Annotated in this window: 28 protein-coding genes; all 28 read right to left on the bottom strand. The window is 65.5% G+C overall.

Features of this window, described 5'->3' with window-relative positions; all coding sequences use genetic code 11:
• Positions 1–63: 63 nt before the first annotated feature.
• Positions 64–819: a biotin--[acetyl-CoA-carboxylase] ligase gene (locus G481_RS0121870; RefSeq protein ID WP_028031907.1), complete on the bottom strand. Its 756-nt coding sequence runs from the start codon at positions 817–819 to the stop codon at positions 64–66.
• Positions 809–2242 carry an NADH-quinone oxidoreductase subunit NuoN gene (gene nuoN / locus G481_RS0121865; RefSeq protein WP_028031906.1) on the bottom strand — a complete coding sequence of 478 codons (1434 nt, stop codon included), beginning with the start codon at positions 2240–2242 and terminating at the stop codon, positions 809–811. The genes G481_RS0121870 and nuoN overlap by 11 nt, the downstream gene beginning before the upstream one ends.
• A 10-nt stretch (positions 2243–2252) precedes the next feature.
• Positions 2253–3791, bottom strand: a complete 1539-nt coding sequence (locus G481_RS0121860) for an NADH-quinone oxidoreductase subunit M (protein WP_028031905.1) — start codon at positions 3789–3791, stop codon at positions 2253–2255.
• A 13-nt stretch (positions 3792–3804) separates the two neighbouring features.
• Positions 3805–5973: an NADH-quinone oxidoreductase subunit L gene (gene nuoL, locus G481_RS0121855; protein WP_028031904.1), complete on the bottom strand. Its 2169-nt coding sequence runs from the start codon at positions 5971–5973 to the stop codon at positions 3805–3807.
• 4 nt (positions 5974–5977) lie between these two features.
• Positions 5978–6289, bottom strand: a complete 312-nt coding sequence (gene nuoK / locus G481_RS0121850; protein WP_028031903.1) for an NADH-quinone oxidoreductase subunit NuoK — start codon at positions 6287–6289, stop codon at positions 5978–5980.
• Positions 6290–6364: 75 nt separating this feature from the next.
• The gene (locus G481_RS0121845) at positions 6365–6979 is read right to left on the bottom strand and encodes an NADH-quinone oxidoreductase subunit J (RefSeq protein WP_028031902.1); all 615 of its coding nucleotides are present in this window, start codon (positions 6977–6979) and stop codon (positions 6365–6367) included.
• Positions 6976–7386 carry a carboxymuconolactone decarboxylase family protein gene (locus tag G481_RS0121840; RefSeq protein WP_028031901.1) on the bottom strand — a complete coding sequence of 137 codons (411 nt, stop codon included), beginning with the start codon at positions 7384–7386 and terminating at the stop codon, positions 6976–6978. Before G481_RS0121840 ends, G481_RS0121845 begins: the two co-directional genes overlap by 4 nt.
• The gene (locus G481_RS25315) at positions 7383–7610 is read right to left on the bottom strand and encodes a hypothetical protein (RefSeq protein ID WP_051294696.1); all 228 of its coding nucleotides are present in this window, start codon (positions 7608–7610) and stop codon (positions 7383–7385) included. The genes G481_RS0121840 and G481_RS25315 overlap by 4 nt, the downstream gene beginning before the upstream one ends.
• A gap of 11 nt (positions 7611–7621) precedes the next feature.
• Entirely contained in the window at positions 7622–8116 is a 495-nt protein-coding gene (nuoI, locus tag G481_RS0121830; protein WP_028031899.1) for an NADH-quinone oxidoreductase subunit NuoI, read from the bottom strand.
• Positions 8113–8880, bottom strand: a complete 768-nt coding sequence (locus tag G481_RS25310; protein ID WP_051294695.1) for a methyltransferase domain-containing protein — start codon at positions 8878–8880, stop codon at positions 8113–8115. The genes nuoI and G481_RS25310 overlap by 4 nt, the downstream gene beginning before the upstream one ends.
• A 3-nt stretch (positions 8881–8883) precedes the next feature.
• A complete protein-coding gene (gene nuoH / locus G481_RS0121820) occupies positions 8884–9921 on the bottom strand; it encodes an NADH-quinone oxidoreductase subunit NuoH (protein ID WP_028031898.1) in 1038 nt (345 codons plus the stop codon).
• Positions 9922–9953: 32 nt separating this feature from the next.
• Positions 9954–10349, bottom strand: a complete 396-nt coding sequence (locus tag G481_RS0121815) for a hypothetical protein (protein ID WP_028031897.1) — start codon at positions 10347–10349, stop codon at positions 9954–9956.
• A gap of 4 nt (positions 10350–10353) precedes the next feature.
• Positions 10354–12363, bottom strand: coding sequence for an NADH-quinone oxidoreductase subunit NuoG (gene nuoG, locus G481_RS0121810; RefSeq protein WP_028031896.1), 2010 nt, complete (start codon positions 12361–12363; stop codon positions 10354–10356).
• A 78-nt stretch (positions 12364–12441) separates the two neighbouring features.
• On the bottom strand, positions 12442–12765 hold the full coding sequence (locus G481_RS0121805) for a hypothetical protein (RefSeq protein ID WP_028031895.1): 324 nt from the start codon (positions 12763–12765) through the stop codon (positions 12442–12444).
• Between the two features lie 5 nt (positions 12766–12770).
• Positions 12771–14066: an NADH-quinone oxidoreductase subunit NuoF gene (gene nuoF / locus G481_RS0121800; protein WP_028031894.1), complete on the bottom strand. Its 1296-nt coding sequence runs from the start codon at positions 14064–14066 to the stop codon at positions 12771–12773.
• A 10-nt stretch (positions 14067–14076) separates the two neighbouring features.
• Positions 14077–14304: a DUF5337 family protein gene (locus tag G481_RS0121795; RefSeq protein WP_028031893.1), complete on the bottom strand. Its 228-nt coding sequence runs from the start codon at positions 14302–14304 to the stop codon at positions 14077–14079.
• 9 nt (positions 14305–14313) lie between these two features.
• Positions 14314–15336, bottom strand: a complete 1023-nt coding sequence (nuoE, locus tag G481_RS0121790) for an NADH-quinone oxidoreductase subunit NuoE (RefSeq protein ID WP_028031892.1) — start codon at positions 15334–15336, stop codon at positions 14314–14316.
• A complete protein-coding gene (locus G481_RS0121785; RefSeq protein WP_028031891.1) occupies positions 15336–15602 on the bottom strand; it encodes a hypothetical protein in 267 nt (88 codons plus the stop codon). The genes nuoE and G481_RS0121785 overlap by 1 nt, the downstream gene beginning before the upstream one ends.
• 83 nt (positions 15603–15685) lie before the next feature.
• Positions 15686–16894: an NADH-quinone oxidoreductase subunit D gene (locus G481_RS0121780; protein ID WP_211235248.1), complete on the bottom strand. Its 1209-nt coding sequence runs from the start codon at positions 16892–16894 to the stop codon at positions 15686–15688.
• Complete coding sequence (locus G481_RS0121775) at positions 16894–17379, bottom strand: hypothetical protein (RefSeq protein WP_028031889.1); 486 nt, start codon at positions 17377–17379, stop codon at positions 16894–16896. Before G481_RS0121775 ends, G481_RS0121780 begins: the two co-directional genes overlap by 1 nt.
• A complete protein-coding gene (locus G481_RS0121770; RefSeq protein ID WP_028031888.1) occupies positions 17376–17978 on the bottom strand; it encodes an NADH-quinone oxidoreductase subunit C in 603 nt (200 codons plus the stop codon). Before G481_RS0121770 ends, G481_RS0121775 begins: the two co-directional genes overlap by 4 nt.
• A gap of 12 nt (positions 17979–17990) precedes the next feature.
• Positions 17991–18524 (bottom strand): NuoB/complex I 20 kDa subunit family protein, encoded by a 534-nt coding sequence (locus G481_RS0121765; RefSeq protein WP_028031887.1) that lies wholly within the window; start codon positions 18522–18524, stop codon positions 17991–17993.
• A complete protein-coding gene (locus G481_RS0121760) occupies positions 18515–18880 on the bottom strand; it encodes an NADH-quinone oxidoreductase subunit A (RefSeq protein WP_028031886.1) in 366 nt (121 codons plus the stop codon). The genes G481_RS0121765 and G481_RS0121760 overlap by 10 nt, the downstream gene beginning before the upstream one ends.
• Before the next feature lie 268 nt (positions 18881–19148).
• Positions 19149–19928 (bottom strand): crotonase/enoyl-CoA hydratase family protein, encoded by a 780-nt coding sequence (locus G481_RS0121755; RefSeq protein WP_028031885.1) that lies wholly within the window; start codon positions 19926–19928, stop codon positions 19149–19151.
• A gap of 61 nt (positions 19929–19989) precedes the next feature.
• Positions 19990–20367, bottom strand: a complete 378-nt coding sequence (locus tag G481_RS0121750; protein ID WP_028031884.1) for a DUF2237 family protein — start codon at positions 20365–20367, stop codon at positions 19990–19992.
• A 385-nt stretch (positions 20368–20752) separates the two neighbouring features.
• The gene (locus G481_RS0121745) at positions 20753–21310 is read right to left on the bottom strand and encodes a sarcosine oxidase subunit gamma (RefSeq protein ID WP_028031883.1); all 558 of its coding nucleotides are present in this window, start codon (positions 21308–21310) and stop codon (positions 20753–20755) included.
• On the bottom strand, positions 21303–24284 hold the full coding sequence (locus G481_RS0121740; RefSeq protein WP_028031882.1) for a sarcosine oxidase subunit alpha family protein: 2982 nt from the start codon (positions 24282–24284) through the stop codon (positions 21303–21305). Before G481_RS0121740 ends, G481_RS0121745 begins: the two co-directional genes overlap by 8 nt.
• Positions 24281–24604, bottom strand: a complete 324-nt coding sequence (locus G481_RS0121735) for a sarcosine oxidase subunit delta (protein ID WP_028031881.1) — start codon at positions 24602–24604, stop codon at positions 24281–24283. Before G481_RS0121735 ends, G481_RS0121740 begins: the two co-directional genes overlap by 4 nt.
• Positions 24605–24608: the final 4 nt, after the last annotated feature.

The raw sequence follows: 24608 nt of genomic DNA, 5'->3' as shown, positions 1-24608 counted from the left end.
GTGGAGGCGCCGGGGGCCCTGCCCCCGGACCCCCGGGATATTTGAAGACAGATGAAGGATGGATCAGAAGTGGATATCGGCTGCCGGCAGAGTGAGTGTTCCGGCATCCGTCCGCAAGACCAATGCGCCGGTTGCATCTATCGTTTCAAAAATCCCCTCATGGTTGATCGTGCCGGTGCGGGCCACGATCCGCTCGCCCAGACGGGCGGCCCGGGCCAGCCAGCGTTCGCGGATCGGGGCAAAGCCATGGGCCGCGAATTCGGCCTCGAGCCGGGCAAAGGCCGCAGCCAAAGCGGTGAGCAAGGTTTCGGGGGCAAGGCGCTGGCCGGTTTCGGCCAGGACCGAGACGGGGGTCACGGCCCGCGCCTCGACCTGATCAGGGGTCGGGGCGGCGATCAGATTGACGCCGATGCCGACCGCCAGATGATCCACCCCGCCCTGTGTGCCCAGGCTTTCCAGCAAGATCCCCGACACCTTGCCGCCATTGAGCAGCACATCGTTCGGCCATTTCAGGCGGATCGCCTCGGGCGTGCCGGTCAGCTGCGCCAGCGCCTCGCCAAGCGCGAGCGAGGCGATGAAGCTGCGCAGCGCGGCCTGTGCGGGGCCACCCTTGGGGTGCATCAGCAGCGTGGCATGGAAATTGCCGCGCGGGCTGACCCAGGGCCGCGCGCGGCGCCCGCGCCCGCCGGTCTGGAACCCGGCGAGGATCCAGGTCGGTTCTGTGCAAGAGGCCGCGCGTCGCGCGGCCTCGAGATTGGTGGAATCGGTGGTGTCGAGCAAAATCCGCCCGACACCTTCGGGCCATGCGTCAGCGGACAAGCGCCTGCGCCGCGGCAAGAGCCGGGCCCTCGATCCCGAAAAGGTTGACGATCCCGGCGATCATCGCCACCGCCGACAGCATCATCAGCGCCCACTGGGCCGGAGCCATGCGGCTTTCCAGCACCTCGCCCTCGCGGCCGAAATACATGAAGTAGACGATGCGCAGGTAGTAGAAGGCGCCGATCACCGAGGCGACCGCACCGGCCACCGCCAGCCAGGTCATGCCCGCATTGACCGCCGAGGCCAGCACCGACAGCTTGGCAAAGAAGCCCAGCATCGGCGGCACGCCTGCCAGCGAGAACATAAGCACCAGCAGCGCCAGCGCCTTGGCCGGTTCCGCCTTGCCGAACTGGTTCAGGGCCGAGATGTCCGACACCGGACGGCCATCGCGTTCCATCGACAGGATGAAGGCAAAGGTGCCGACGTTCATGGTGACATAGATCGCCATGTAGACCAGCATCGCCTGCACGCCGCCTTCGGTGCCCGCCGCCAGGCCAATCATCGCATAGCCCATATGGGCGATCGAGGAATAGGCCATCAGACGCTTGATGTCTTTCTGCCCGATCGCCGCGATGGCGCCCAGGAACATCGAGGCCACGGCCATCGCCGCGATCACCTGCCCCCAGTCGCCCGGGATGGTGCCGAAGGCATCCTGCAGCAGCCGCGCGATCAGCGCCATGGCAGCCACCTTGGGTGCGGTGGCGAAGAAGGCGGTCACCGGGGTTGGCGAGCCTTCATAGACGTCCGGGGTCCACATGTGGAAGGGCACGGCCGAGATCTTGAAGGCAAGACCTGCCAGCATGAACACCAGACCGAACAGCACGCCCAGCGGCAGCTGCTCGCCGACGACCGAGAGGATGCCGGCGAACTGCGTCGTGCCCGCGAACCCATAGATCAGCGAGGCGCCATAGAGCAGCATCCCCGAGGACATCGAGCCAAGCACGAAATACTTGAGGCCCGCCTCGGTCGAGCGCGCGCTGTCGCGGCGCAGCGAGGCGATGACGTAGAGCGCCAGCGACTGCAGCTCCAGCCCCATGTAGACCGCGATCAGATCGCCAGCCGAGACCATAAGCATCATGCCAAGGACCGACAGGGCGACCAGGATCGGGTATTCAAAGCGGTCAAGGCCGCGGCGCTGGACATAGTCCTGGCCGATCACCAGCACGGCCGCGGCGCCGACCAGCACCACCACCTTGGCAAACCGGGCAAAGGCATCGGCGACGAACATGCCGCCAAAGGCCGTTGCATCGCCACCCGTCGTGCCGATCCAGAAGGCCAGCACCAGGAACAGCACCACCATGGCCCAGGTCAGCATCGGCGTCAGCCGGTCCTTGGCCGTATAGACCGCCCCCATCAGCGCGACGATCGCGGCGACTGCCAGCACGATCTCGGGCAGGATGACGGAAAGATCCGCAGAGGTCATGTCGGGCTCCTCAGTGGCTGGCCAGCTGCGTGCCCGCTTCGGCGGGAATCGCGGCGTGATAGTCGGTGATCAGGGCGCCGACACTGGGTCCGATGATATCGGTCACCAGCGAGGGATAGACGCCCAGCAGCAGGGTCATGGCAACGAGCGGGGCAAAGATCGCCCGTTCACGCGCCGTCATGTCGGTGATGGTCTTGAGGCTTTCCTTGATCAGATCGCCCCAGACGACGCGGCGGTAAAGCCACAGCGCATAGCCGGCCGACAGGATCACGCCGGTCGCCGCGACAAAGGCGACCCAGGTGTTGACCTGGAAAATGCCCATGATGGTCAGGAATTCGCCGATGAACCCCGAGGTGCCCGGCAGACCGACGTTGGCCATGGTGAAGAACATGAACACCAGCGCATAGGCGGGCATCCGGTTCACAAGGCCACCATAGGCGTCGATGTCGCGGGTGTGCATGCGGTCATAGATCACGCCGACGCACAGGAACAGCGCGCCCGAGATGAACCCGTGGCTGATCATCTGGAAGATCGCGCCATCAATGCCCTGCTGGTTGGCCGAGAAGATCCCCATCGTCACATAGCCCATGTGGGCGACCGACGAATAGGCGATCAGCTTCTTCATGTCCTGCTGCGCCAGCGCCACCAGCGAGGTGTAGACGATGGCGATGGCCGACATCCAGAACACCATCGGCGCCAGCATGTCCGAGGCGACCGGGAACATCGGCAGCGAGAAGCGCAGGAAGCCATAGCCGCCCATCTTCAGCAAGATCGCCGCCAGCACGACCGACCCGGCGGTCGGCGCCTGAACGTGGGCGTCCGGCAGCCAGGTGTGCACCGGCCACATCGGCATCTTGACCGCGAAGCTGGCAAAGAAGGCCAGCCACAGCAGCGTCTGCATCCCGCCCAGCACGTTGATGCCCAGGATCGGGAACGCCTCGGACGAGAAGTTGTGGTTCAAGAGCGCGGCGATATCGGTGGTGCCGGCATCGACATACATGGCGATCATCGCCACCAGCATCAGCACCGAGCCAAGGAAGGTGTAGAGGAAGAACTTGAAGCTGGCATAGATCCGGTCCTTGCCGCCCCAGATGCCGATGATCAGGAACATCGGGATCAGGCCTGCCTCGAAGAACAGGTAGAACAGCACCAGATCCAGCGCGACGAAGACGCCGATCATCAGCGTCTCCAGCATCAGGAAGGCGATCATGTATTCCTTGACGCGGGTGTCCACATCCCAGCAGGCCGCAATGGTCAGCGGCATCAGGAACGTGGTCAGCATGACGAACAGGATCGAAATCCCGTCAACGCCGACCTTGTAGCTCAGCCCCATGATCCAGTCGTGATCCTCGACGAACTGAAAGCCGGTGTCGGCCGGATCATAGCCCGCGATCAGGAACAGCGAGATCAGGAAGGTTGCCGTGGTGGCGGCCAGCGCCAGCCACTTGGCATTGCGCTGCGCCGCAGCATCGTTGCCGCGCAGGAACACCGCCAGGATCAGCGCACCGATGGCCGGGGTGAAGGTGATGATGGAAAGAAGATTGTCCATGGTTCCCTGCCCCTCAGTGGCCGTAAGCCAGCGTCATCCAGGTGACGAGCACCACAATCCCCAGCACCATGGCAAAGGCATAGTGGAACACATAGCCCGACTGCATCCGGCCTGCGAGCCGGGTGAAGAAGGGCACGATCCCCATGGCCAGCCCGTTGATGGTGCCGTCGATCACGTTGCCGTCGCCCCGCTTCCACAGCGTCGCGCCAAGCCACTTCGCCGGACGGACGAAGATTGCGTCGTAAAGCTCGTCGAAATACCACTTGTTGAGCAGGAATTCGTAGAGCGGTTTCTGTTCCGCCGCGAGTTTCGCAGGCAGTTCCGGTTTGCGGATATACATCACCCAGGCCAGCACCAGGCCGGTCAGCATGGCAACAAAGGGCGCCAGCTTGACCCAGACCGGCACGTCATGCGCCGCGTGCAGCACATGGTTGTCAGGGTGGAAGAACAGCGCGCCTTCGGGGGCGACCGCATGTGCCTCGGCGGCAGCCGGGGCCGTAGCGCCATGGGCAACCGGAGCGGCCGCGCCATGCGCAGCCGGGGCGGCTGCCCCGTGGGCCGCAGGTGCCGCCGCGCCATGACCGGCCGCAGCCTCGCCATGGGCCTCGGCAGCGGGCATCCCGAAGTAGTGGCGCACACTTTCGACCGAGCCGAAGAAGCTGTTGTACCACAGCATCCCGGCAAAGATCGCCCCCAGCGCCAGCACCCCCAGCGGGATCAGCATGACGCGCGGGCTCTCGTGCGGCTCGTGGTGGTGGTCGTCATGCCCGTTGTGATGGCCATGACCATGCGCGCGGCTGGTCCCGTAGAAGGTCAGGAACATCAGGCGCCAGCTGTAGAAGCTGGTCATCAGCGCACCCACGACCAGCAGCCAGAACACCAGCGTCGGCCCGCCCGCGTAGGCGCTTTCGATGATCGCGTCCTTGGACACGAAGCCGGCAAAGCCCAGCGGGATATGCAGGCCGGGAATATACAGCAGCGGAACACCGACACCCGTGATGGCCAGCGTGCCGATCATCATCGCCCAGAAGGTCACGGGGATCTTGTGGCGCAGCCCGCCATAGTTGCGCATGTCCTGTTCATGATGCGTCGCATGGATCACCGAGCCCGCGCCAAGGAACAGCATCGCCTTGAAGAAGGCGTGCGTGAACAGGTGAAACATCGCCACCGAATAGACCCCGACGCCAGCCGCCACGAACATGTAGCCCAGCTGCGAGCAGGTCGAATAGGCGATCACGCGCTTGATGTCGTTCTGAACCAGACCGACGGTCGCGGCGAAGAAGGCCGTGAAGCCGCCGACATAGACGATCATCAGCTTGGCCTGCGGCGCGTATTCATAAAGCGGCGACATGCGCGAGACCAGGAAGACGCCAGCCGTCACCATGGTTGCCGCGTGGATCAGCGCCGACACCGGGGTCGGCCCCTCCATCGCGTCGGGCAGCCAGGTGTGCAGGAACAGCTGCGCCGATTTACCCATCGCGCCGATGAACAGCAGAACGCCGATCAGGTTTGCCGCATTCCATTCGGTCCACAGGAAGCTGATCTGCGTTTCCGCCAGCACCGGGACCTGCGCGAAGATATCGTCAAAGCGCACGCTGTCGGTCAGGAAGTAAAGCGCCGCAATCCCCAGCAGAAAGCCGAAGTCGCCGACGCGGTTCACGATGAACGCCTTCATCGCCGCCGCGCTGGCCGACTGTTTCTTCCAGTAGAAGCCGATCAGCAGATACGAGGCAACGCCCACGCCTTCCCAGCCAAAGAACATCTGGATCAGGTTGTCCGACGTCACCAGCATCAGCATGGCAAAGGTAAAGAACGACAGATAGGCAAAGAAGCGCGCCCGATAGGGCTCTGCGTCGGTCCAGTTCTCGTCATGGGCCATGTAGCCGAACGAGTAGAGGTGCACGAGCGCCGAAACCGAGTTGACCACGACCAGCATGATCGCGGTCATCCGGTCCAGCCGGATGCCCCAGTCGGCGGCCAGCGTGCCGCTGTCGACCCAGCGCAGCAGCGAGACATGGTCGGTGGTGCCGTCAAAGGTCAGGAAGATGACCCAGGACAGCAGCGCGGCCAGAAAGACCATCGCGGTGGTCAGGATCTGGGCGGGTTTCTCGCCGAAATACTTCCAGCCAAAGCCGCACAGCACGGCCCCGACCAGAGGCGCGAACAGGATGATGGTTTCCATCGCCTCAGCCCTTCATCACGTTGACGTCTTCGACGTCGATGGTGCCCCGGTTGCGGAAGAAGCAGACCAGGATCGCAAGCCCGATCGCCGCCTCGGCCGCTGCCACGGTCAGGACGAACATGGTGAACACCTGCCCGACCAGATCGCCCAGAAAGCTGGAAAACGCGACCAGGTTGATGTTGACCGACAAGAGGATCAGTTCGATCGACATCAGGATGACGATCACGTTCTTCCGGTTGAGGAAGATGCCGAAAATCCCGATGACGAACAGCGCCGCCGCCACCGTCAGGTAATGTTCCAGTCCAACTGTCACCATCGTCGTTCCCTCGTGGACCGTCAGGGCGGCCCCTTGTCATTCGTTGTTCGGCCGGGCCTTGGCCCAGCCAGACTGTCAGAGCCCCTGCCCGGGCTTCACGTCCTTGAGTTCCATCGTCTTGGCCGGATCGCGCCACATCTGGTGCAGAACGTTCTGACGCTTGACGTTGGTGCGGTGGCGCAGCGTCAGGGCAATGGCACCGATCATCGCAACCAGCAAGATCAGACCCGAGACCTGGAACAGCAGGAAATACTGGTCATAGATCAGCAGACCCAGCGCCTTGGTGTTGTGGACCTCGGTCATGTCGGGCGTCACCGCCTGACGCAGACCCAGCGCGCCATCGGCCTGATGCCAGGCGCCAAAGGCCAGACCGAACTGCATGATCAGCACCAGACCGATCAGCAGCGCCAGCGGCATGGTGCGGGCCATCTCGCCCTTGAGTTCGGCAAAGTCCACGTCCAGCATCATCACGACGAACAGGAACAGCACCGCCACCGCACCGACATAGACGATGACCAGCAGCATGGCGACGAATTCCGCCCCCAGCAGGACGAACAGCCCGGCCGAGGAAAAGAACGTCAGGATCAGCCACAGCACCGAATGCACCGGGTTGCGCGACACGGTGACCATGAGCCCCGCTGCCACTGTCACAATGGCAAAGGCATAAAAGGCCAGATCGGCGACGGTCATTCCTTTTTCTCCTCGATCTCGGCAAAGACGCTCTGGGCGATTTCCAGGGCCTTCTGCATGGCGGGCAGACCGCCGAAAACACTCATCTGCCAGATCACCTCGGCGATCTCGCGTTCCGTGGCGCCTGCTTCAAGGGCATGGCGCACGGTCATCTTCAGTTGCGGCTCGGCTTGCGCACCCAGCACGGTCAGCGCACCGATGGTCAGCAAAAGCCGCGTCTTGGCATCCAGACCGTCGCGGTTGAAGGTCTTGCCGAACCACATCTCCATCATGTCCTTGGACATGGTGGGGAACATGCGGTCCAGCCCCGCGACCTTCATCTGTTCCAGCGCCGGATTGAAGGCGCGCAGCATCTCCTGCCCGCTTTCCATCATCTGCTGGATCATCTTGGCATAGGCTTCGTTCATGCGTCGGGCCCCCCCTTGAGGTTCGGCCAGTCGGCAATCGAGAACATCCAGATCACCACGATGTTCACCAGCGGAAGGCCCATCAACAGCCCCATCCAGGCCGGCTTGCCGGCGCGGCGGGCGATGCGCATCCCCGGCCACCCATAGGCCAGGAATCCCAGCGCCAGCATGATGACCAGCGCGGGAAATCCTGTGACCGTGTAGTAGCCGGACGGGGAATGCATCGGTCCTGACCTCAGCGATACGGGGCGTCAAGTTCGAGGTTGCGGGCGATCTCGGCTTCCCAGCGGGCGCCGTTATCGAGCAACTTCTGCTTGTCGTAGAACAGTTCCTCGCGCGTTTCGGTGGCGAATTCGAAGTTCGGCCCCTCGACGATGGCATCGACCGGGCAAGCCTCCTGGCAGAAGCCGCAGTAGATGCACTTGGTCATGTCGATGTCATAGCGCGTGGTGCGGCGGCTGCCATCCTCGCGCGGTTCGGCGTCGATGGTGATGGCCTGGGCCGGGCACACAGCCTCGCACAGTTTGCAGGCGATGCAGCGCTCCTCGCCGTTCGGATAGCGGCGCAGCGCATGTTCGCCGCGAAAGCGGGGCGAGAGCGGCCCCTTTTCATGCGGATAGTTCAGCGTGTCCTTGGGCGCGAAGAAATACTTCAGCCCCAGCCCGAAGCCTTTGATGAAGTCCACCAGGAAGAAGTATTTGGTAGCTCTGGTCCAGTCGATCTGGGTCATGTGGCGGCCCTTTCGGAGATGTCTTCGGCCTTGTCAGCGCCGTCGCTGCGCGACCAGCGGGTCTGATAGTCGCTTTGCAGCACGATGCCGTCGTACTGCGAGTCGGGCGTCTTCTCTACTTCGTAATAGAGATAGACCCGCGAATTGGGGAGCTTTCCGCAAAGCTTCAGCCGGACGCCGGTTTCAGCAGCATCCGGCAGGTTCAGATCGGGCACGTCCTCGTCCCGCGCCAGCCCGATGCAGCGATGCACCGTGCAGCCGCAGGCGCGGCGCCAGAAGGTCCAGGCAAGTTCCGGGCCGAACTGGTAAAGCCCGTGCCCCGTCCAGCCATGCATGCCGTTGACCGACACGAACCGCCCGCCGGGGCGCAACATGCGGAACACATTGGTCAGCGCCATCGGCACGTTGAACACATGTTCGATCGTGCCGCCATCGAAGATGAAATCGAACTGGCCTTCCAGTTCCTTCGGCAAGGGCTGGTTCAGATCGTGCAGGATCGTCGCGCCTTCGTAGTCGGACAGATCCATCGTCTCGATGCCGGCAAAGCCCAGCTTGTCCCACATCGTCTCGCTGAACCCGTCGTCCTGCGTCAGCTCGCGCCACCTCATCTCAAGGCCTGCGGCCTTGAGCGCCCCGTTCGCAGCCTTGCGGTGCGTCACGTTCAGGCGCAGGCGCTGACGGCCCAGCATGAGCGAACGCCCCTGCGGCCGAAAGCGGGTCGACAGATCGACCAGATGCCTGAACTGGGGAAGGTCGATGCCCACGGATCAGCCCCCGATGGTCCAGCGCGCCCAGGCGCCGCCCAGAACTTCGAATTTCGCCAGGAACGACACCAGCACAACCCAGCCCAGCGACAGCGGCAGGAACACCTTCCAGCCAATGCGCATCAGCTGGTCATAGCGGTAGCGCGGCACGATGGCCTTCACCATGGCGAACAGGAAGAAGAAGAACACCATCTTGGCGAACATCCACAGGAACCCGTCGGGCAACCCGGGAATGGGCGACAGCCAGCCGCCAAAGAACAGCAGCGGGATCAGCGCGCACATCAGCCAGATGGCGATATATTCGCCAGCCATGAACAGAAGGTAGGGCGTCGAGGAATATTCCACCATGAAGCCCGCGACCAGTTCCGATTCCGCCTCGGGCAGGTCAAAGGGCGGGCGGTTGGTTTCAGCCAGCGCCGAGATGAAGAACAGCACGACCATCGGCAGGTGCGGCAGCCAGTACCAGTTGAAAATCCCGTAGTCGCCGCGCTGAGCCTCGACGATGGCCGTCAGGTTCATCGAGCCGGTCGAGATGATGATCCCGATGATGATCAGGCCCAGCGACACCTCATAGGAAATCATCTGCGCGGCAGAGCGCAGGCCACCCAGGAACGGGTATTTCGAGTTCGACGCCCAGCCGCCCATGATGACGCCGTAGACTTCCAGCGACGAGACGGCAAAGACGAACAGGATCGCGACGTTGATGTCGGCCAGCACCCAGCCCGCATTGAACGGCACCACGGCAAAGGCGGCCATGGCCAGCACAAAGGACATCAGCGGCGCCAGGAAGAACACCGGACGGTCGGCGCCGGCGGGCACAACGATTTCCTTGAGCACATATTTCAATGCATCGGCAAAGGTTTGCAGCAGGCCCCAGGGCCCCACCACGTTCGGCCCGCGCCGCAGCTGCACCGCCGCCCAGATCTTGCGGTCGCCGTAGACGAGGAAGATCAGCGCGACCATAGCAAAGCCGATCACCAGCAGGCTTTGCGCCGCGATGATGACCGCGATCCCGGCCGGTGTCTGGAAGAATTCAGCCATGTTTCCTCACGTCCCCAAAACTGTCCCGGCGTTCAGACCGTCGGTATTCCGCGTGCGCCGCAATCGCGCACCGTGACCTCGGCGTCAATGGTCGCCACCCCTTTTGGCAGCGAGGGCGAGATCAGATAGACCGCATCCGCCCTTGCCACGGCACCGTCCTGGTCCACGTTCGTGCGCACATGGCGCGCGAAGCCGTAGCCCCGGATCAGCGCATATTGCGCGGCCGCGCAGGCCGCATAGTCCTCGATCAGGCGGCGTTCCTCGGCATGGCGCACCGCCACGCGGAAATTCACCAGATCGCCGTCCAGAAGCCGCGTCTCGATCCCGAGATACGCGGGCGGCAAGGCGTGTTGCCCCGTCTGCGCCCCATCGGCGCAGGCGCCAAGCCCGGTCAGGACCAGCGCAAGGGGGGCAACGGCCTTGCCCATCGTCTCACTCGGCCGCCAAGGGCGCACGGGCGCGCGCGGCCGCGTTGGCCGACAGCTCCGCCATAAGCGGCGAGGCCCGCGCGATGGGGTTGGTCAGCCAGAAGTCCTTGACCGCATAGCGGAACGTCGCCTTGGCAGGCTCGCGCAGCGGGATGCGGTTCCAGTCATTCGCCGGCACGCTGTCGATGGCGGCCAGATGCGGATGGGCAGCAACCAGCGCCCGGCGCAGACCCGCCAGATCGTCCCACGGCAGCTGCTTGCCAACCACGGCCGACACGGCGCGCAGGATCGCCCAGTTCTCTTTTGCCTCGCCCGGCGGGAAGCCCGCGCGGATTGCCAGCTGCGGGCGGCCCTCGGTGTTGACGAAGAGACCGTTTTCCTCGGTATAGGCGGCGCCCGGCAGGATGATGTCGGCGCGGTGCGCGCCGCGATCGCCATGGCTGCCCTGATAGATCACCACGGGACCGGCGGCGATTTCCACCTCGTCAGCGCCCAGGTTCCAGACCACCTCGGCCCCGTCCAGGGCGGCTGAAACGCCGCCTTCGGTGACGGCGCCCACATCCATCGCGCCCACGCGGGCTGCGGCCGTGTGCAGCACCAGCAGCTTGGCACCCGCGCCTTCGGTGTATTTCATCACCTGGCTCAGGACAGCCTCGCCATCGGCCTCGTTCAGGGCGCCCTGCCCTACGATGACCACCGTATCGGGCTTGGCCTCGACCTTGCCGACCAGGTTGACCAGCGCATCGCGGCTGTCGCCGAAGTGATAATAGTCATAGGTCAGATCCACCTTGGGCCCGATCAGCCCGACGCGCGCGCCGGCCAGCCAGGCCTTGCGGATGCGGGCGTTCAGCACCGGCGCCTCGGTGCGCGGGTTGGTGCCGACCAGAAGGATGGTTTTCGCGGTGTCCAGATCGGCAATCGTCGCCGTGCCGACATAGCCCGAGCGGTTCCCTGCCGGCAGTTTTGCACCATCGACGCGGGACTCGACCTTGCCGCCCAGCGAGTCAACCAGCGTCTTGAGCGACCAGACCGCCTCGACCGGGGCCAGATCGCCGATCAGACCGGCCACCTTCTTGCCCTTGATCGCAGCCGCCACAGCCTCCAGCGCCTCGGGCCAGCTGGCTTTCTTCAGCTTGCCGTTCACGCGGATATAGGGCGTGTCCAGCCGCTGACGGCGCAGGCCGTCCCAGACAAAGCGGGTCTTGTCGCTGATCCATTCCTCGTTCACGCCGTCATGGTTGCGCGGCAGGATGCGCATGACTTCACGGCCCTTGGTATCGACGCGGATGTTGCTGCCAAGCGCGTCCATCACGTCGATCGTCTCGGTCTTGGTCAGCTCCCACGGGCGGGCGGTGAAGGCATAGGGCTTCGAGGTCAGCGCGCCAACCGGGCACAGGTCGATGATGTTGCCCTGCAGGTTGCTGTCGAGCGTCTGGTTCAGATAGCTGGTGATCTCGCTATCCTCGCCGCGCCCGGTCTGGCCCATCTGGGTGATGCCCGCCACCTCGGTGGTAAAGCGCACGCAGCGGGTGCAGGAAATGCAGCGGGTCATCGTGGTGGCGACCAGCGGGCCAAGGTCCAGATCCTCGGAGGCGCGCTTCGGCTCGCGGTAGCGGCTGAAGTCAACGCCGTAGGCCATGGCCTGGTCCTGCAGGTCACACTCGCCGCCCTGGTCGCAGATCGGGCAATCCAGCGGGTGGTTGATGAGCAGGAACTCCATCACCCCTTCGCGGGCCTTCTTGACCATCGGGCTGTTGGTCTTGACCACCGGCGGCTCGCCGTTCGGGCCGGGCCGCAGATCGCGGATCTGCATCGCGCAGCTGGCCGCAGGTTTGGGCGGGCCGCCTACCACCTCGACCAGACACATCCGGCAGTTGCCGGCGATCGACAGCCGTTCGTGATAGCAAAAGCGCGGGATCTCGATCCCGGCGACTTCGGCCGCCTGGATGATGGTCATCGCCGGATCGACCTCGACCTCGGTGCCGTCGATGATGACTTTCTTGAGCGTGCTCATGCCCCGCCTCCACTCATGCACCGGCTGCCCGGCACCCTTTCATCCCATCACCCCGAACCGCGTCCGGGGCCTGTTCGCTCAGGCCCTGCAGCGGGCCTGGAAATTCATGTTGCCCGCGGTATCGAGCGTATAGGCCCAATCCCCCGTGGCCGGGTCCATGACCCAATCCGCAACCGAGCTGCCCCGGTTCACAAGGCAATGCTGCGTGGCCTGATAGCGCACGCTTTCGCGCACCATATCCACCGTCGCGCCCGGCGCCTTGACCGAGACCAGGAGCAGCCCGTCATCTTGCACCTTGAGGCCGGCCTTGTAGGGCAAGGCATGTTCCGGCGCGGGGCGGCGGTTGCAGGCGGCCGTCGCCGCCAGCGCCCCCACAAGCATCAGGATCAGCCCTGCCCGCATCGGCCTCACTCCGCCGCCAGCGCGCCGGTGCGGCCGGTACGCTTTGCCTTGATGCGGTCCTCGATCTCGCCGCGGAAGTTGCGTATCAGGCCCTGGATCGGCCAGGCGGCCGCATCGCCAAGGGCGCAGATCGTGTGCCCCTCGACCTGCTTGGTCACATCCAGCAGCATGTCGATTTCCTCGACCTCGGCCTCGCCGGTGACCAGCCGTTCCATCACCCGCATCATCCAGCCGGTGCCTTCGCGGCAGGGCGTGCACTGGCCACAGCTTTCATGCTTGAAGAACTTGGCAAGGCGCCAGATCGCCTTGATGATATCGGTGTTCTGATCCATCACGATCATGCAGGCGGTGCCGAAGCTGGATTTCAGCGCCCGCATCCCGTCGTAGTCCATGATGGCGTCTTCGCACATCTCGGCAGTCAGCACGGGGCACGAGGCGCCGCCGGGGATCACCGCCTTGAGGTTCTTCCACCCGCCGCGCACGCCGCCGCCATGACGCTCGATCAGCTCTTTCATCGGGATCGACATCGATTCCTCGATGACGCAGGGCGTGTTGATGTGCCCCGACATGGCAAACAGCTTGACGCCGGCGTTGTTCGGGCGGCCAAAGCCTGCGAACCATTCCGGGCCACGGCGCAGGATGGTCGGCACCACCGCGATGGATTCGACGTTGTTCACCGTGGTCGGGCAGCCGTAAAGGCCCGCGCCCGCCGGGAACGGCGGCTTCATCCGGGGCATGCCCTTCTTGCCTTCAAGGCTTTCGAGCAGCGCGGTTTCCTCGCCGCAGATATAGGCGCCGGCGCCGTGGTGCAGGTAAAGATCGAAATCCCAGCCCGACTTGGCGGCATTCTTGCCCAGCAGGCCCGCATCATAGCATTCGTCGATCGCGCGTTGCAGGGCCTCGCGCTCGCGGATGTATTCGCCGCGGATGTAGATATAGGCGGTATGCGCGCCCATGGCGAAGCTGGCGATCAGCGCGCCCTCGATCAGCGTATGCGGATCGTGGCGCATGATCTCGCGGTCCTTGCAGGTCGCGGGCTCGGATTCGTCGGCGTTGATCACCAGATAGGACGGGCGGCCATCCGACTGCTTGGGCATGAAGGACCATTTCATGCCGGTCGGAAAGCCCGCGCCGCCACGGCCGCGCAGACCCGAGGCCTTCATCTCGTCGATGATCTTGTCCCGCCCGCGCGCGATGATCGCAGCGGTGCCATCCCAGTGGCCGCGCTTCATCGCCCCTGCCAGGGAGCGGTCATGCATCCCGTAGAGGTTGGTAAAGATCCGGTCCTGATCCTTCAGCATCCGCCTTCCCTCATGTATCCCGGCGTTTCCGCCAGAGTTGCCAGGCAACAATCAGCGCCCAGACATAGGCGGCCAGGGCCGCCAGATCGATCAACAGGGCATAGCGCCCGTCCCAGTGGTACTGCCGACCGATCTCGCCCAGCAACAGCCACAGGACCGTTGTCAGGGCGATCACCGTGCCCACAACCCGCATGCGGCGGGCAAAGGCATCGGGGCCGGTCGGCGGACGGGCAGCCACCTGCCCGCCTCAGTAGTCGTTCGTCTTGGCGCGTTCGAGGAACTCGGGGATCCCCACCTCGCCGATCAGTTTCGCCTGCGCCACCCATTTGTCACGGGTCACGCGGCCCTTGAAGCCCTTCAGGTTGCCATCCATCCATGCAACCTCGGCCGGGCTCCAGGCCGCGATCTGGTCATAGTGGAAGATGCCCAGCGAATGGCACAGCTTTTCCAGCGCCGGGCCGATGCCTTCGATGATCTTCAGATCATCGCCCGTGCCATCGCGCGGGGCCGCCAGCGCCGCAGGCTGCACGCCCTCGGCCTCTACGGGTGCCGCATCGGCGGCTTTCTTCAGCCAGGACACGATCAGCGGCACCTCGGTGCCATCAATGCGCTTGACGCTGTCGCCGATGTCCACGGCCGCCTGCACGCTGGCATTATACTGCGTGCGGCCCGAATCGTGATCCTTGAGCGAGGTCAGCCCGCCCAGCGGTTCGGACGAATAGCGCCCGTTCTGCGGACCGGGCACCGGAACGCGGCCGGCGGACAATTCATCCAGCAGCCATTCCAGACGCTCGGGGGTCAGATCCTCGAAGTAATCCTTGCCGATCTGGGCCATCGGCGCATTGGCGCAGGCGCCAAGGCATTCGACCTCTTCCCAGCTGAACTTGCCGTCCGCCGACAGGGTATGCGGCTTGGCGGCAATCTTGCGCTTGCAGACCTCGATCAGATCCTCGGCGCCGCAGATCATGCACGACGTGGTGCCGCAGATCTGGATGTTCGCCACCGCCCCGACCGGGTGCAGCTGGAACATGAAATAGAAAGTCGCCACCTCGAGCACGCGGATGCGCGGCATCCCCAGCATGTCGGCAACATATTCGATGGCAGGCTTGGACAGCCAGCCCTCTTGCTCCTGGGCGCGCCACAGCAGCGGGATCACCGCGCTGGCCTGACGCCCTTCGGGGTATTTCGTGATCTGGGCTTCGGCCCAGGCCTGGTTGGCCGGGGTAAAGGCGAACCCTTCGGGCTGGTGATGGGCAAGACGACGCAGCATCAGTTGCACCCCGCCGTTTTCAGCCGCAGATCGCCGCCGTCGATTTCCGCCTGACCAAGGCCCAGCAGCGCATTCACCACGACCGAGGCATCCTGCTTGTCGAGGCCCGCAGCCGACAGCACGGCTGCATTGTTGTCTGCTGTCACGACGCAGCCCGCCGCGACGATGGCCTTCACCAGATTTTCCACCTGCTCGGGCGTGGCCTGCGCTTGCGCGGCCCCGGCACCCAGCGCCAGCAGCGCCGCAAGACCAAGGGAACGGAACATGGGGTTACTCCTGCTCGGCAGACGGGGCTGCCGCTTTGCGGGCTCCGCAGCGGCGGGGCCGGCGTGGATAGGGGCACGGCTGATCAACGGTCGATCTCCCCGAACACGATGTCCATGGTGGCGATGATGGCCGACACGTCGGCCAGCTGGTGGCCACGCGACAGGAAGTCCATCGCCTGCAGATGCGGATAGCCCGGCGCCCGCAGCTTGGCGCGCCACGGCTTGTTGGTGCCATCCGCAACCAGATAGACGCCGAACTCGCCCTTGGGCGCCTCGACCGCGGCATAGACCTCGCCGGCCGGGACGTGGAAGCCTTCGGTATACAGCTTGAAGTGATGGATCAGCGCTTCCATCGACTGCTTCATGTCGGCCCGTTTGGGCGGGGTCAGCTTGCCACGCGCCAGAACGTCGCCCTGTTCGACCCGCAGCTTGGCGATGCACTGGCGAATGATCTTGGTCGATTCGCGCATCTCCTGCATCCGCAGCAGGAAACGGTCATAGCAGTCGCCGTTCTTGCCGATCGGGATCTGGAAGTCGAATTCGTCGTAGCATTCATAGGGCTGGGCACGCCGCAGATCCCAGGCCATGCCCGAGGCCCGCACCATGACCCCCGAAAAGCCCCAGGCCAGCGCGTCTTCGGGCGAGACGACGGCAATATCCACCGTGCGCTGCTTGAAGATGCGGTTCTCGGTCAGCAGACCGTCGATATCGTCCAGCACCTTAGGGAATTTCTCGGCCCAGGCGTCGATATCGTCGATCAGATCGGGCGGAAGATCCTGATGGACCCCGCCGGGCCGGAAATAGGCCGCGTGCAGACGCGCGCCGCAGGCCCGTTCGTAGAAGATCATCAGCTCTTCACGCGGCACAAAGCCCCACAGCGGCGGGGTCAGCGCGCCGACGTCCATCGCGCCGGTGGTCACGTTCATCAGGTGGTTCAGCAGGCGGCCGATTTCGGAAAACAGCACCCGGATCAGGCTGGCCCGGCGCGGCACCACGGTGCCGGTCAGCTTTTCGATCGCCAGACACCAGGCATGTTCCTGGTTCATCGGCGCCACATAATCCAGCCGGTCCAGATAGGGCAGGTTTTGCAGATAGGTCCGGCTTTCCATCAGCTTTTCGGTGCCGCGGTGCAGCAGGCCGACATGCGGGTCGGCCCGTTCCACGATCTCGCCGTCCAGCTCCAGCACCAGACGCAGCACGCCGTGCGCCGACGGGTGCTGCGGCCCGAAGTTGATGTTGAAGTTGCGGATCTTCTGCTCGCCGGTCAGCGCGTCGTCGAACTTGCCGTCCATCATGCGGTCACTCCGTCAAGGTTCGCGCGCCAGCTTTCCGGCATATCCGGGAAAGCAGTGGCGACAAAGTCGTATTGCGACTGAAGAAAGGCCCGAAGGCGGCCCTTACGCTCAGCCGTCATGGCAAGGGGCGCGCCGTCGTCCATGCGCGCCGAAGTATCGGCCGAATGGGCGCTGCTGCCCGAAAAGGCACAGAGCCAGGCAAGGCCCGGAGCAGACATCAGCATGCCCTGGACCATCGCCAGCAGTCGCACCGGAACCAGCGCGGCCCGATCCTGAACCCAGGACACCGCCAGCGGCGCTGCCGGCTTGCGGCGGCTCACCGCGATCTGACGGTCGCCCGCGCCAGCCAGACTGTGGCGGTGCTGCAGGTCCCGATCCGACCGCAAATAGCCGTCGGGGCGCCCCGCCAGATGGCGGAGCAGCCAGGTCGTGCCGGCCTTGGTCGCGCCGGCGCCGAACAGATATGTGGGTCTGCCGATCACGCCTTGGCCTTGTCGTCGCCCGGAAGGATATACTGCGCCCCTTCCCAGGGGCTGAGGAAGTCGAACTGGCGGTATTCCTGCACCAGCTTCACCGGCTCGTAGACGACACGCTTCAGCGCCTCGTCGTAACGGACCTCGGTATAGCCGGTGGTCGGGAAATCCTTGCGCAGCGGATGGCCGCGGAAACCATAATCGGTCAGCAGGCGCCGCAGGTCGGGGTGCCCCGAGAACAGGATGCCGAACATGTCGAAGGTCTCCCGCTCGAACCAGTTGGCGGCCGGCCAGACCGACACCACCGAGGGGATCATCTGATCCTCCTCGATCGCCGATCTGACGCGGATGCGCTGGTTGCGGTGCATCGACAGCAGGTGCCAGACCACATCGAACCGCTTGTCGCGCTCGGGCCAGTCGACGGCCGTCACATCGACCAGCGTGGCAAACCGGCAGGTCGGATCGGATTTCAGGAACTCCATGAAGGCCACGGTGCGGCCCGGCAGGATTTCCACGTTCAGCTCGCCGAAATCGACCGACCAGCGCACGACATCATCGCCGCGCTTTGCCTCGATATAGGCGCCGAGTTCGTTCAGGGCGTCGGACATTTCCGCCTCCTCTCAGCGCACAAGCGTGCCGGTGCGGCGGATCTTCCGCTGCAACTGCAAGATGCCATACAGCAGCGCCTCGGCGGTGGGCGGGCAGCCGGGGACATAGATGTCCACCGGAACCACGCGGTCACAGCCGCGCACCACGGAATAGCTGTAGTGATAATAGCCGCCGCCATTGGCGCAGCTGCCCATCGAGATCACATAGCGCGGCTCGGGCATCTGGTCATAGACCTTGCGCAGCGCGGGCGCCATCTTGTTGGTCAGCGTGCCGGCGACGATCATCAGGTCCGACTGACGGGGCGACGCGCGCGGCGCGGTGCCGAAGCGTTCAAGGTCATAGCGCGGCATCGAGGTCTGGATCATCTCGACCGCACAGCAGGCCAGACCGAAGGTCATCCAGTGGAGCGAGCCATTGCGCGCCCAGTTGATGATGTCCTCGGTCGAGGTCAGCAGGAACCCCTTGTCCTGCAGCTCGCGGTTCAGCGCCTGGGTGGCGACCTCGCGGTCCTGCCCGGCGGTGTTCGCCCCGGTCATCACTCCCATTCCAGCGCCCCTTTCTTCCATTCGTAGGCGAAGCCGACGGTCAGCACGCCAAGGAACACCATCATCGACCAGAAGGCCGTCATCGACAGATCCGCAAAGGCAACCGCCCAGGGAAACAGGAAGGCCACTTCCAGATCGAAGATGATGAACAGGATCGACACGAGGTAGAACCGCACGTCGAACTTCATGCGCGCGTCGTCAAAGGCGTTGAACCCGCATTCATAGGCGGACACCTTTTCCGGATCCGGATTGCGCACGGCCAGAACGGCGGCGGCCAGGATCAGCACCAGACCAAGCGCAATCGTCAATGCCAGCAGGATAAGGATGGGCAGATATTCTCTGAGAAGCGCGTCCAAGGCTTGCTCCTTCGGCTTGCGGACCTCGAGGCGCGACGCAGCGCCCGCGACCCGTTTACTCCTGACCCCCGCCACGGTCAACCGAAGCCGGTTGACAGATACTGCTGATGGCAGGGCAAAATTCCTTGCTGCATACCATGGTGTGCAGAAATTCGGTCGGCGGTGATGCAGCGATGCCGCATCGCGGAAAGGGCCGGGGCCACCGGACGGGCAAGCCAGGCGATACCGTAGAGAATCGCTCTGGCTCTTTGCCCTGCCCGGCGGGCCGTCAGCCGGACCAGTTCGGCTTGCGCTTGCCGAAGAAGGCGGCGATTCCCTCGGCCGCCTCGGGGCTTTCCCAGCGCTCGACCAGCGCGGCGATGGTCTCGGCAATGACGGCCTCGTCGATGGGCGGGCCAAGGCGGCGCACCAGGCGCTTGGCCTCGGCCACCGCGCCAGGGGCGCAGGCCAGATAGGGGGCAACCTCGGCCTCGATGGCGGCATCCAGATCGGCGGCCGGCACGGCCTGCGCCAGCAGGCCCAGCCGCACCGCTTCATCGGCGCCGAACAGGCGGGCCGACATGAACACCCGCCGTGCCATCGCCTCGCCCATGCGGGCGACGACATAGGGGCCGATGGTGGCGGGAATCAGCCCCAGCCGCGCCTCGGTCAGGCCAAAGCGGGCGCTGTCGCTGCCCACGGCCACATCGCAGACCGACATCATGCCGATGCCGCCGCCAAAGGCATTGCCCTGCACGCGTCCGATCAGCGGCTTGGGCAGCGTGTTCAGCGCCCCCAGCATGGCGGCCAGCTTGGTGGCTTCGCGCGCGCGGGTGGCCCCGTCGGCGCGCATCTGTTCCTGCATCCAGCCCAGATCGCCGCCAGCGCAGAAACTGTCGCCATCGGCGCGCAGCACCACCACGCGCACCGCCGGATCCCGCGCCAGACGGCCTGCGGCCTCGGTCAGTTCGGCAATCATCTGCGCCGACAAGGCATTGTGCTTTTCGGCCCGCGCCAGCACCAGACCGGCAACCCCGCGCCTGTCCACCTCGATACGGATCGTCTCCATCCAAGCCTCCCTGCTTCGGTCCCGCGCCTTGTGGCATTGTGGACCCGATGGCGCAATCCGGCTATTCGCCGGCCTCGAGAGCATGGAGACGCAAGATCTCCAGCGGCACCACCTCAAGCGTGCGGCGATGGGTGGCGTCCAGGTTCACCCTGGGCGCCGCACCTTCGTCATGGGCCTGAAGAAACCGCGAGGCACACAGGCACCAGCGATCGCCCGGCTTCAGCCCGGCAAAGCCGAACTCGGGGCGCGGGGTGGACAGATCATTGCCAAGGTATTTCGACAGGGCCAGAAATTCTGCCGTCATCACCGCGCACACGGTATGCAGGCCATGATCGGCCGGCCCGGTATCGCAACAGCCGTTGCGAAAGAACCCCGTCATCGGCGCGGTCGAGCACGTCTGCAGCGCGCCGCCCAGAACATTGACCGAAGCCTCGCGCATCATCTGCCTCCTGCTGACGAAGGGCAGCCTAGCGCAGCGCACCGTGCAGGCCAAGGGGCGGGATCGGCGCAGCACGGCGCGGTCGGTCAAAGCCACACCACTTACCGCCCCAACCGGCCGCCTGCTGTCGGTCAAGGCCCCGAACCGCGCCGCCCCGGAACCGCCCGATCGCAGCACGGCCAGAGGGTCAGACACAGCCGCCCGAAAGCCGCCCGCACACATGGGTCCGAACTCGGCGGTCTTTCCATTTCACCTTGCCGAAAATACCCCACGGGGAGGTCTGGAGGGGTGTGAAACCCCTCCAGCGGCCAGCCACGGGCGCAAGTCGCTCGGCAAGACGCCCCGCATGGCTCGAATAGCCCGACCTTGCCCCCCTTGCGGGCGATCAGTCGAACAGCCCCACCTCGGCCCCCGGCTGGGACAGCGTGGCGAACAGATCGAACGCATAACGCGCGACGGATCGAAAGCAGACCAGCTCGACCGTGCGCGCGTCGACCATCCAGAAGGCGACGGCGATCTGCCCGGCGCGGGTGCGGCGCACCTCGCCGGGTTCGAACACGCCGGGCGCCATGTCGACCGGGGCGGCCTTGGCGATCACCTCGCGCACCTTGTCGCCTTCCAGCCACAGCACCGCGCGGGCGTCCGAGACATCGACGGCCAGATGCGGCACATCCTGCAAGGCCCCGGCCAGCCCGGCCAGCACCGCGCCCACGCGATCACGCGGGATCAGGATCAGCCATTCATCGGGCGACATCCAGGCAACGCCGCCCCCTGCCCCGGTCTCGATCCGGCGCTGGCCAGGCAAGGGCAGGTTCAGCCCCGCCAGCGCCGGGCCGACATCGCCCCGGCAGCGCAGGGTGATCATGCCGATCGGCGGGGCCTCGGTGACAGTGACATAGCCCTGCGCGCGCGCCCCATTCAGCGCCGTGACCGGATCAGACATTCTGCCGCGCCCCTTCCTTGTCATAGCGCACCGGATCGACGATGCGCGCCTTGACCAAGGCGCCGCCGATGGTGGGAAACTCCAGCACCTCGCCCAGCCGCTCGGGGCCGCGCCGCACCAGCCCCAGCGCGATGCCGCGCCCCAGGGTGGGCGAGTGATAGGTCGAGGTGACGCGGCCCTGCACCTTGCGCTGACCGTTGGCATTCACCCCGTCCGCGACCGCATGGGCGCCTTCGGGCAGGACCGAACCATCGAGCGTCTCAAGGCCGACCAGCCGCCAGCGGTCGGGATCGGTCAGGGCCGGACGTTCCAGCCCGCGCTTGCCGATGAAATCCGCCTTGGTCTTCGACACCGCCCAGCCCATGTTCAGATCCTGCGGGGTGACGGTGCCATCGGTCTCGTCCCCGACGATGACAAAGCCCTTTTCCGCCCGCAGCACATGCAGCGCGCCAGTGCCATGGGGCACGACGCCCAACGCCTCGCCCGCAGCCATCAACTGCCGCCACAGGTCCAGCGCCTGACCTGCAGGAGCCGCCAGTTCAAAGGACAGCTCGCCCGTAAAGGAAATCCGGTAGACCCGCACCGGAACGCCGCCGATCTGCCCCTCGGCCCAGCCCATGAAGGGCAGCGCCTGTGCCGAGACGTCCATCCCGCCCAGGGTTTCCAGCAGCGCCCGGGCCTTGGGGCCGGCAACAGCGATCTGGCCATAGTGCTCGGTCAGATTGGCGGTGAACACCTGCCAGTCCGGCCATTCGCATTGCAGCCAGTCTTCCATCCAGGCGTGGATACGGTCTGCCCCGCCGCTGGTGGTGTGGCACAGGAAGGTGTCCTCCGACAGCCGCGCGACGACACCATCGTCGATCACAAAGCCCTGCTCGTTCAGCATCAGCCCATAGCGGCAGCGGCCGACGGCCAGGGTGGACATCAGGTTGCTGTAAAGCATGTCGAGAAAGCGGCCCGCATCCGGCCCCTTGACCACGATCTTGCCCAAGGTCGAGGCATCGAGCAGCGCGGCGCCTTGCCGGACCGCCAGCACCTCGCGCCGGGTCGCCTGTTCGACACTCTCGCCCGGCGCCGGATAGGCCAGCGGGCGGCGCCACAGGCCCACGGGCTCCCAATGGGCGCCGCGCCCCTCGTGCCAGTCATGCATCGGCGTGCGGCGCAGCGGCTGGAACAGCGGCCCCCGCGCCTCGCCGGCCAGCGTGCCAAAGGCGACGGGGGTATAGGGCGGGCGGAAGGTTGTCGTGCCAACCTGCGGCACCCCTTCATCCAGCGCTTGCGACAGAACGGCAAGTCCGTTGATATTGCTTAGTTTTCCCTGATCCGTCGCCATGCCCAGCGTGGTATATCGCTTGGCATGTTCGACCGAGGTGAACCCCTCGCGCGCGGCAAGCTGGATGTCGCTGACCTTTACGTCATTCTGGAAATCCAGCCACATCTTCGCGCGCATGGCCACCGGGGCGCCTTGCGGCATGACCCAGACCGGGGCGAGCGGCGCCTCGATGGGCGCCGCGCCCGCCGGAGCCCCGCCGTCGCCCCCTGCCGCCAGATGGGCATCGGTCACACAATCGCCCAGCCGCAGCGCGCCTGCAGCGGCGCCGGCACAGACCACCATCGGCTGGCCACTGGCGCCGGTCGGCGGATGCACGGGATCGGGGCGGAACATCGCCCCTGCCTCATCCCACAGCAGCTTGCCGCCGCAATGGCTCCACAGATGGACGACGGGCGACCAGCCGCCCGACATGGCGACGGCCTCGCAGGGGATATCCTCGAGCACCGCGCCTTCGCCGGCTTGCAGGCAGACCTGCACGCCTGTCACCCGCTTGCGGCCCTGAACGCGGGCAATGGCCTTGCCGGTTTCCACCCGGATCCCCAGCGCGCGCGCCTGCTGCGGCAGATCGCCCTCGGCACGCTCGCGCGCGTCCAGCACGGCGGGCACCGCAAGGCCCGCCTGGCGCAGCGCGATGGCGGTGCGATAGGCGTCGTCGTTGTTGGTGACGATCACCGTGCGATCGCCAGGGCTGACACCCCAGTTGACCAGATAGTCGCGCACCGCACTGGCCAGCATGACGCCCGGCACATCATTGCCGGCAAAGGCCAGCGGGCGTTCCAGCGCGCCGGTGGCCGCGATCACCTTGCCAGCCCGGATGCGCCACAGGCGGCGACGGGGCCGGCCATCGCCGGGGCTATGGTCGGCAATCCGCTCCTCGGCCAGCACATGGCCGTGATCGTGAACGCCGGCCACCATGCAGCGGGACCGCAGCACGACATTGGGCAGCGTTTCAAGAGCTTGCAGCGCGTCGTTGACCCAGGTCTCGACAGGTTTGCCATCAATCTCGCCGCCATCGACCGGCGCGCGGCCGCCCCAATGCGGCGCCTGGTCCAGCACCATCACCCGCGCGCCTGACCGGGCGGCGGCCAGCGCCGCCGTCAGCCCGGCCACCCCGCCACCTGCAACCAGCACATCACAGACGGCGTGGATCTGTTCGTATCGGTCGGCATCGCGGTCCTTGGGCGCCGGGCCAAGGCCGGCAGACTGGCGGATCACCGGCTCGAACAGGTGTTTCCAGAACGGACGCGGGAACATGAAGGTCTTGTAATAGAACCCCGCCGGCAGGAAGCGCGCCATGGCGTCGTTCACCACCCCGACATCGAGATCAAGGCTGGGCCAGCGGTTCTGGCTGCTGGCAGCCAGACCATCGAACAGCTCGGTCGTGGTGGCGCGGCAATTGGGCTCGGCCCGGGCGCCCTTGCCAAGGTTGACCAGCGCGTTCGGTTCCTCGACGCCCGAGGCGACGGGGCCGCGCGGGCGATGATACTTGAAGCTGCGCCCCATCAGCAGCCGGTCATTGGCCAGCAGCGCCGAGGCCAGCGTGTCGCCCTGATAGCCGCGCAGGCGCGCGCCATCGAAGGTGAACTCCAGCGGCGCGCCCCGGTCGATCAGACGCCCGCCACGGGCCAGACGGGTGGTCATGTCCAGCCCTCCCAGCCCGGACGGCGGGCCTTGATATGTGCGATCAGATCATCCGGCGGCGCAACGGCCTGCGCGGGATAGGTGCCGAACACTTCCAGCGTTGCGGTGCAGCGGGCGGCATGGAACCACTTGCCGCAGCCATAGGCATGGCGCCAGCGTTCGAAATGCACGCCCTTGGGGTTGGTGCGCGCGAACAGATAGCCCTCGAACTCGGCATCGCTTGATCCGGGGCCAAAGCGCGTCAGATGCGCCTGCCCGCCCGGCGTCAGCTCGGTTTCCTCGGCGGTGACGCCGCAATAGGGGCAGGTAAGGGTCAGCATGCAA

It is taken from the genome of Gemmobacter nectariphilus DSM 15620, from assembly GCF_000429765.1.
In the GTDB taxonomy this organism is placed as follows: Bacteria; Pseudomonadota; Alphaproteobacteria; order Rhodobacterales; family Rhodobacteraceae; genus Wagnerdoeblera; species Wagnerdoeblera nectariphila.
This window is presented reverse-complemented; position numbering and strand designations above follow the sequence as displayed.

What these genes read in the sequence shown, in the direction of transcription:
- G481_RS0121735 (WP_028031881.1), bottom strand. Translation starts at nt 24,604, where the DNA reads ATGCTGACCCTTACCTGCCCCTATTGCGGCGTCACCGCCGAGGAAACC.
- G481_RS25315 (WP_051294696.1), bottom strand. Translation starts at nt 7,610, where the DNA reads ATGCATTCCCCGTCCGGCTACTACACGGTCACAGGATTTCCCGCGCTG.
- G481_RS0121845 (WP_028031902.1), bottom strand. Translation starts at nt 6,979, where the DNA reads ATGACCGTCGCCGATCTGGCCTTTTATGCCTTTGCCATTGTGACAGTG.
- nuoG (WP_028031896.1), bottom strand. Translation starts at nt 12,363, where the DNA reads ATGAGCACGCTCAAGAAAGTCATCATCGACGGCACCGAGGTCGAGGTC.
- G481_RS0121785 (WP_028031891.1), bottom strand. Translation starts at nt 15,602, where the DNA reads ATGTTCCGTTCCCTTGGTCTTGCGGCGCTGCTGGCGCTGGGTGCCGGG.
- nuoN (WP_028031906.1), bottom strand. Translation starts at nt 2,242, where the DNA reads ATGACCTCTGCGGATCTTTCCGTCATCCTGCCCGAGATCGTGCTGGCA.
- G481_RS0121780 (WP_211235248.1), bottom strand. Translation starts at nt 16,894, where the DNA reads ATGGACGGCAAGTTCGACGACGCGCTGACCGGCGAGCAGAAGATCCGC.
- G481_RS0121750 (WP_028031884.1), bottom strand. Translation starts at nt 20,367, where the DNA reads ATGCGCGAGGCTTCGGTCAATGTTCTGGGCGGCGCGCTGCAGACGTGC.
- nuoI (WP_028031899.1), bottom strand. Translation starts at nt 8,116, where the DNA reads ATGACCCAGATCGACTGGACCAGAGCTACCAAATACTTCTTCCTGGTG.
- nuoF (WP_028031894.1), bottom strand. Translation starts at nt 14,066, where the DNA reads ATGCTGAAGGATCAGGACCGGATCTTTACCAACCTCTACGGGATGCAT.
- nuoL (WP_028031904.1), bottom strand. Translation starts at nt 5,973, where the DNA reads ATGGAAACCATCATCCTGTTCGCGCCTCTGGTCGGGGCCGTGCTGTGC.
- G481_RS0121740 (WP_028031882.1), bottom strand. Translation starts at nt 24,284, where the DNA reads ATGACCACCCGTCTGGCCCGTGGCGGGCGTCTGATCGACCGGGGCGCG.
- G481_RS0121745 (WP_028031883.1), bottom strand. Translation starts at nt 21,310, where the DNA reads ATGTCTGATCCGGTCACGGCGCTGAATGGGGCGCGCGCGCAGGGCTAT.
- G481_RS0121815 (WP_028031897.1), bottom strand. Translation starts at nt 10,349, where the DNA reads ATGGGCAAGGCCGTTGCCCCCCTTGCGCTGGTCCTGACCGGGCTTGGC.
- nuoK (WP_028031903.1), bottom strand. Translation starts at nt 6,289, where the DNA reads ATGGTGACAGTTGGACTGGAACATTACCTGACGGTGGCGGCGGCGCTG.
- G481_RS0121840 (WP_028031901.1), bottom strand. Translation starts at nt 7,386, where the DNA reads ATGAACGAAGCCTATGCCAAGATGATCCAGCAGATGATGGAAAGCGGG.
- G481_RS0121860 (WP_028031905.1), bottom strand. Translation starts at nt 3,791, where the DNA reads ATGGACAATCTTCTTTCCATCATCACCTTCACCCCGGCCATCGGTGCG.
- G481_RS0121805 (WP_028031895.1), bottom strand. Translation starts at nt 12,765, where the DNA reads ATGCGGGCAGGGCTGATCCTGATGCTTGTGGGGGCGCTGGCGGCGACG.
- nuoE (WP_028031892.1), bottom strand. Translation starts at nt 15,336, where the DNA reads ATGCTGCGTCGTCTTGCCCATCACCAGCCCGAAGGGTTCGCCTTTACC.
- G481_RS0121755 (WP_028031885.1), bottom strand. Translation starts at nt 19,928, where the DNA reads ATGGAGACGATCCGTATCGAGGTGGACAGGCGCGGGGTTGCCGGTCTG.
- G481_RS0121770 (WP_028031888.1), bottom strand. Translation starts at nt 17,978, where the DNA reads ATGTCCGACGCCCTGAACGAACTCGGCGCCTATATCGAGGCAAAGCGC.
- nuoH (WP_028031898.1), bottom strand. Translation starts at nt 9,921, where the DNA reads ATGGCTGAATTCTTCCAGACACCGGCCGGGATCGCGGTCATCATCGCG.
- G481_RS0121765 (WP_028031887.1), bottom strand. Translation starts at nt 18,524, where the DNA reads ATGGGAGTGATGACCGGGGCGAACACCGCCGGGCAGGACCGCGAGGTC.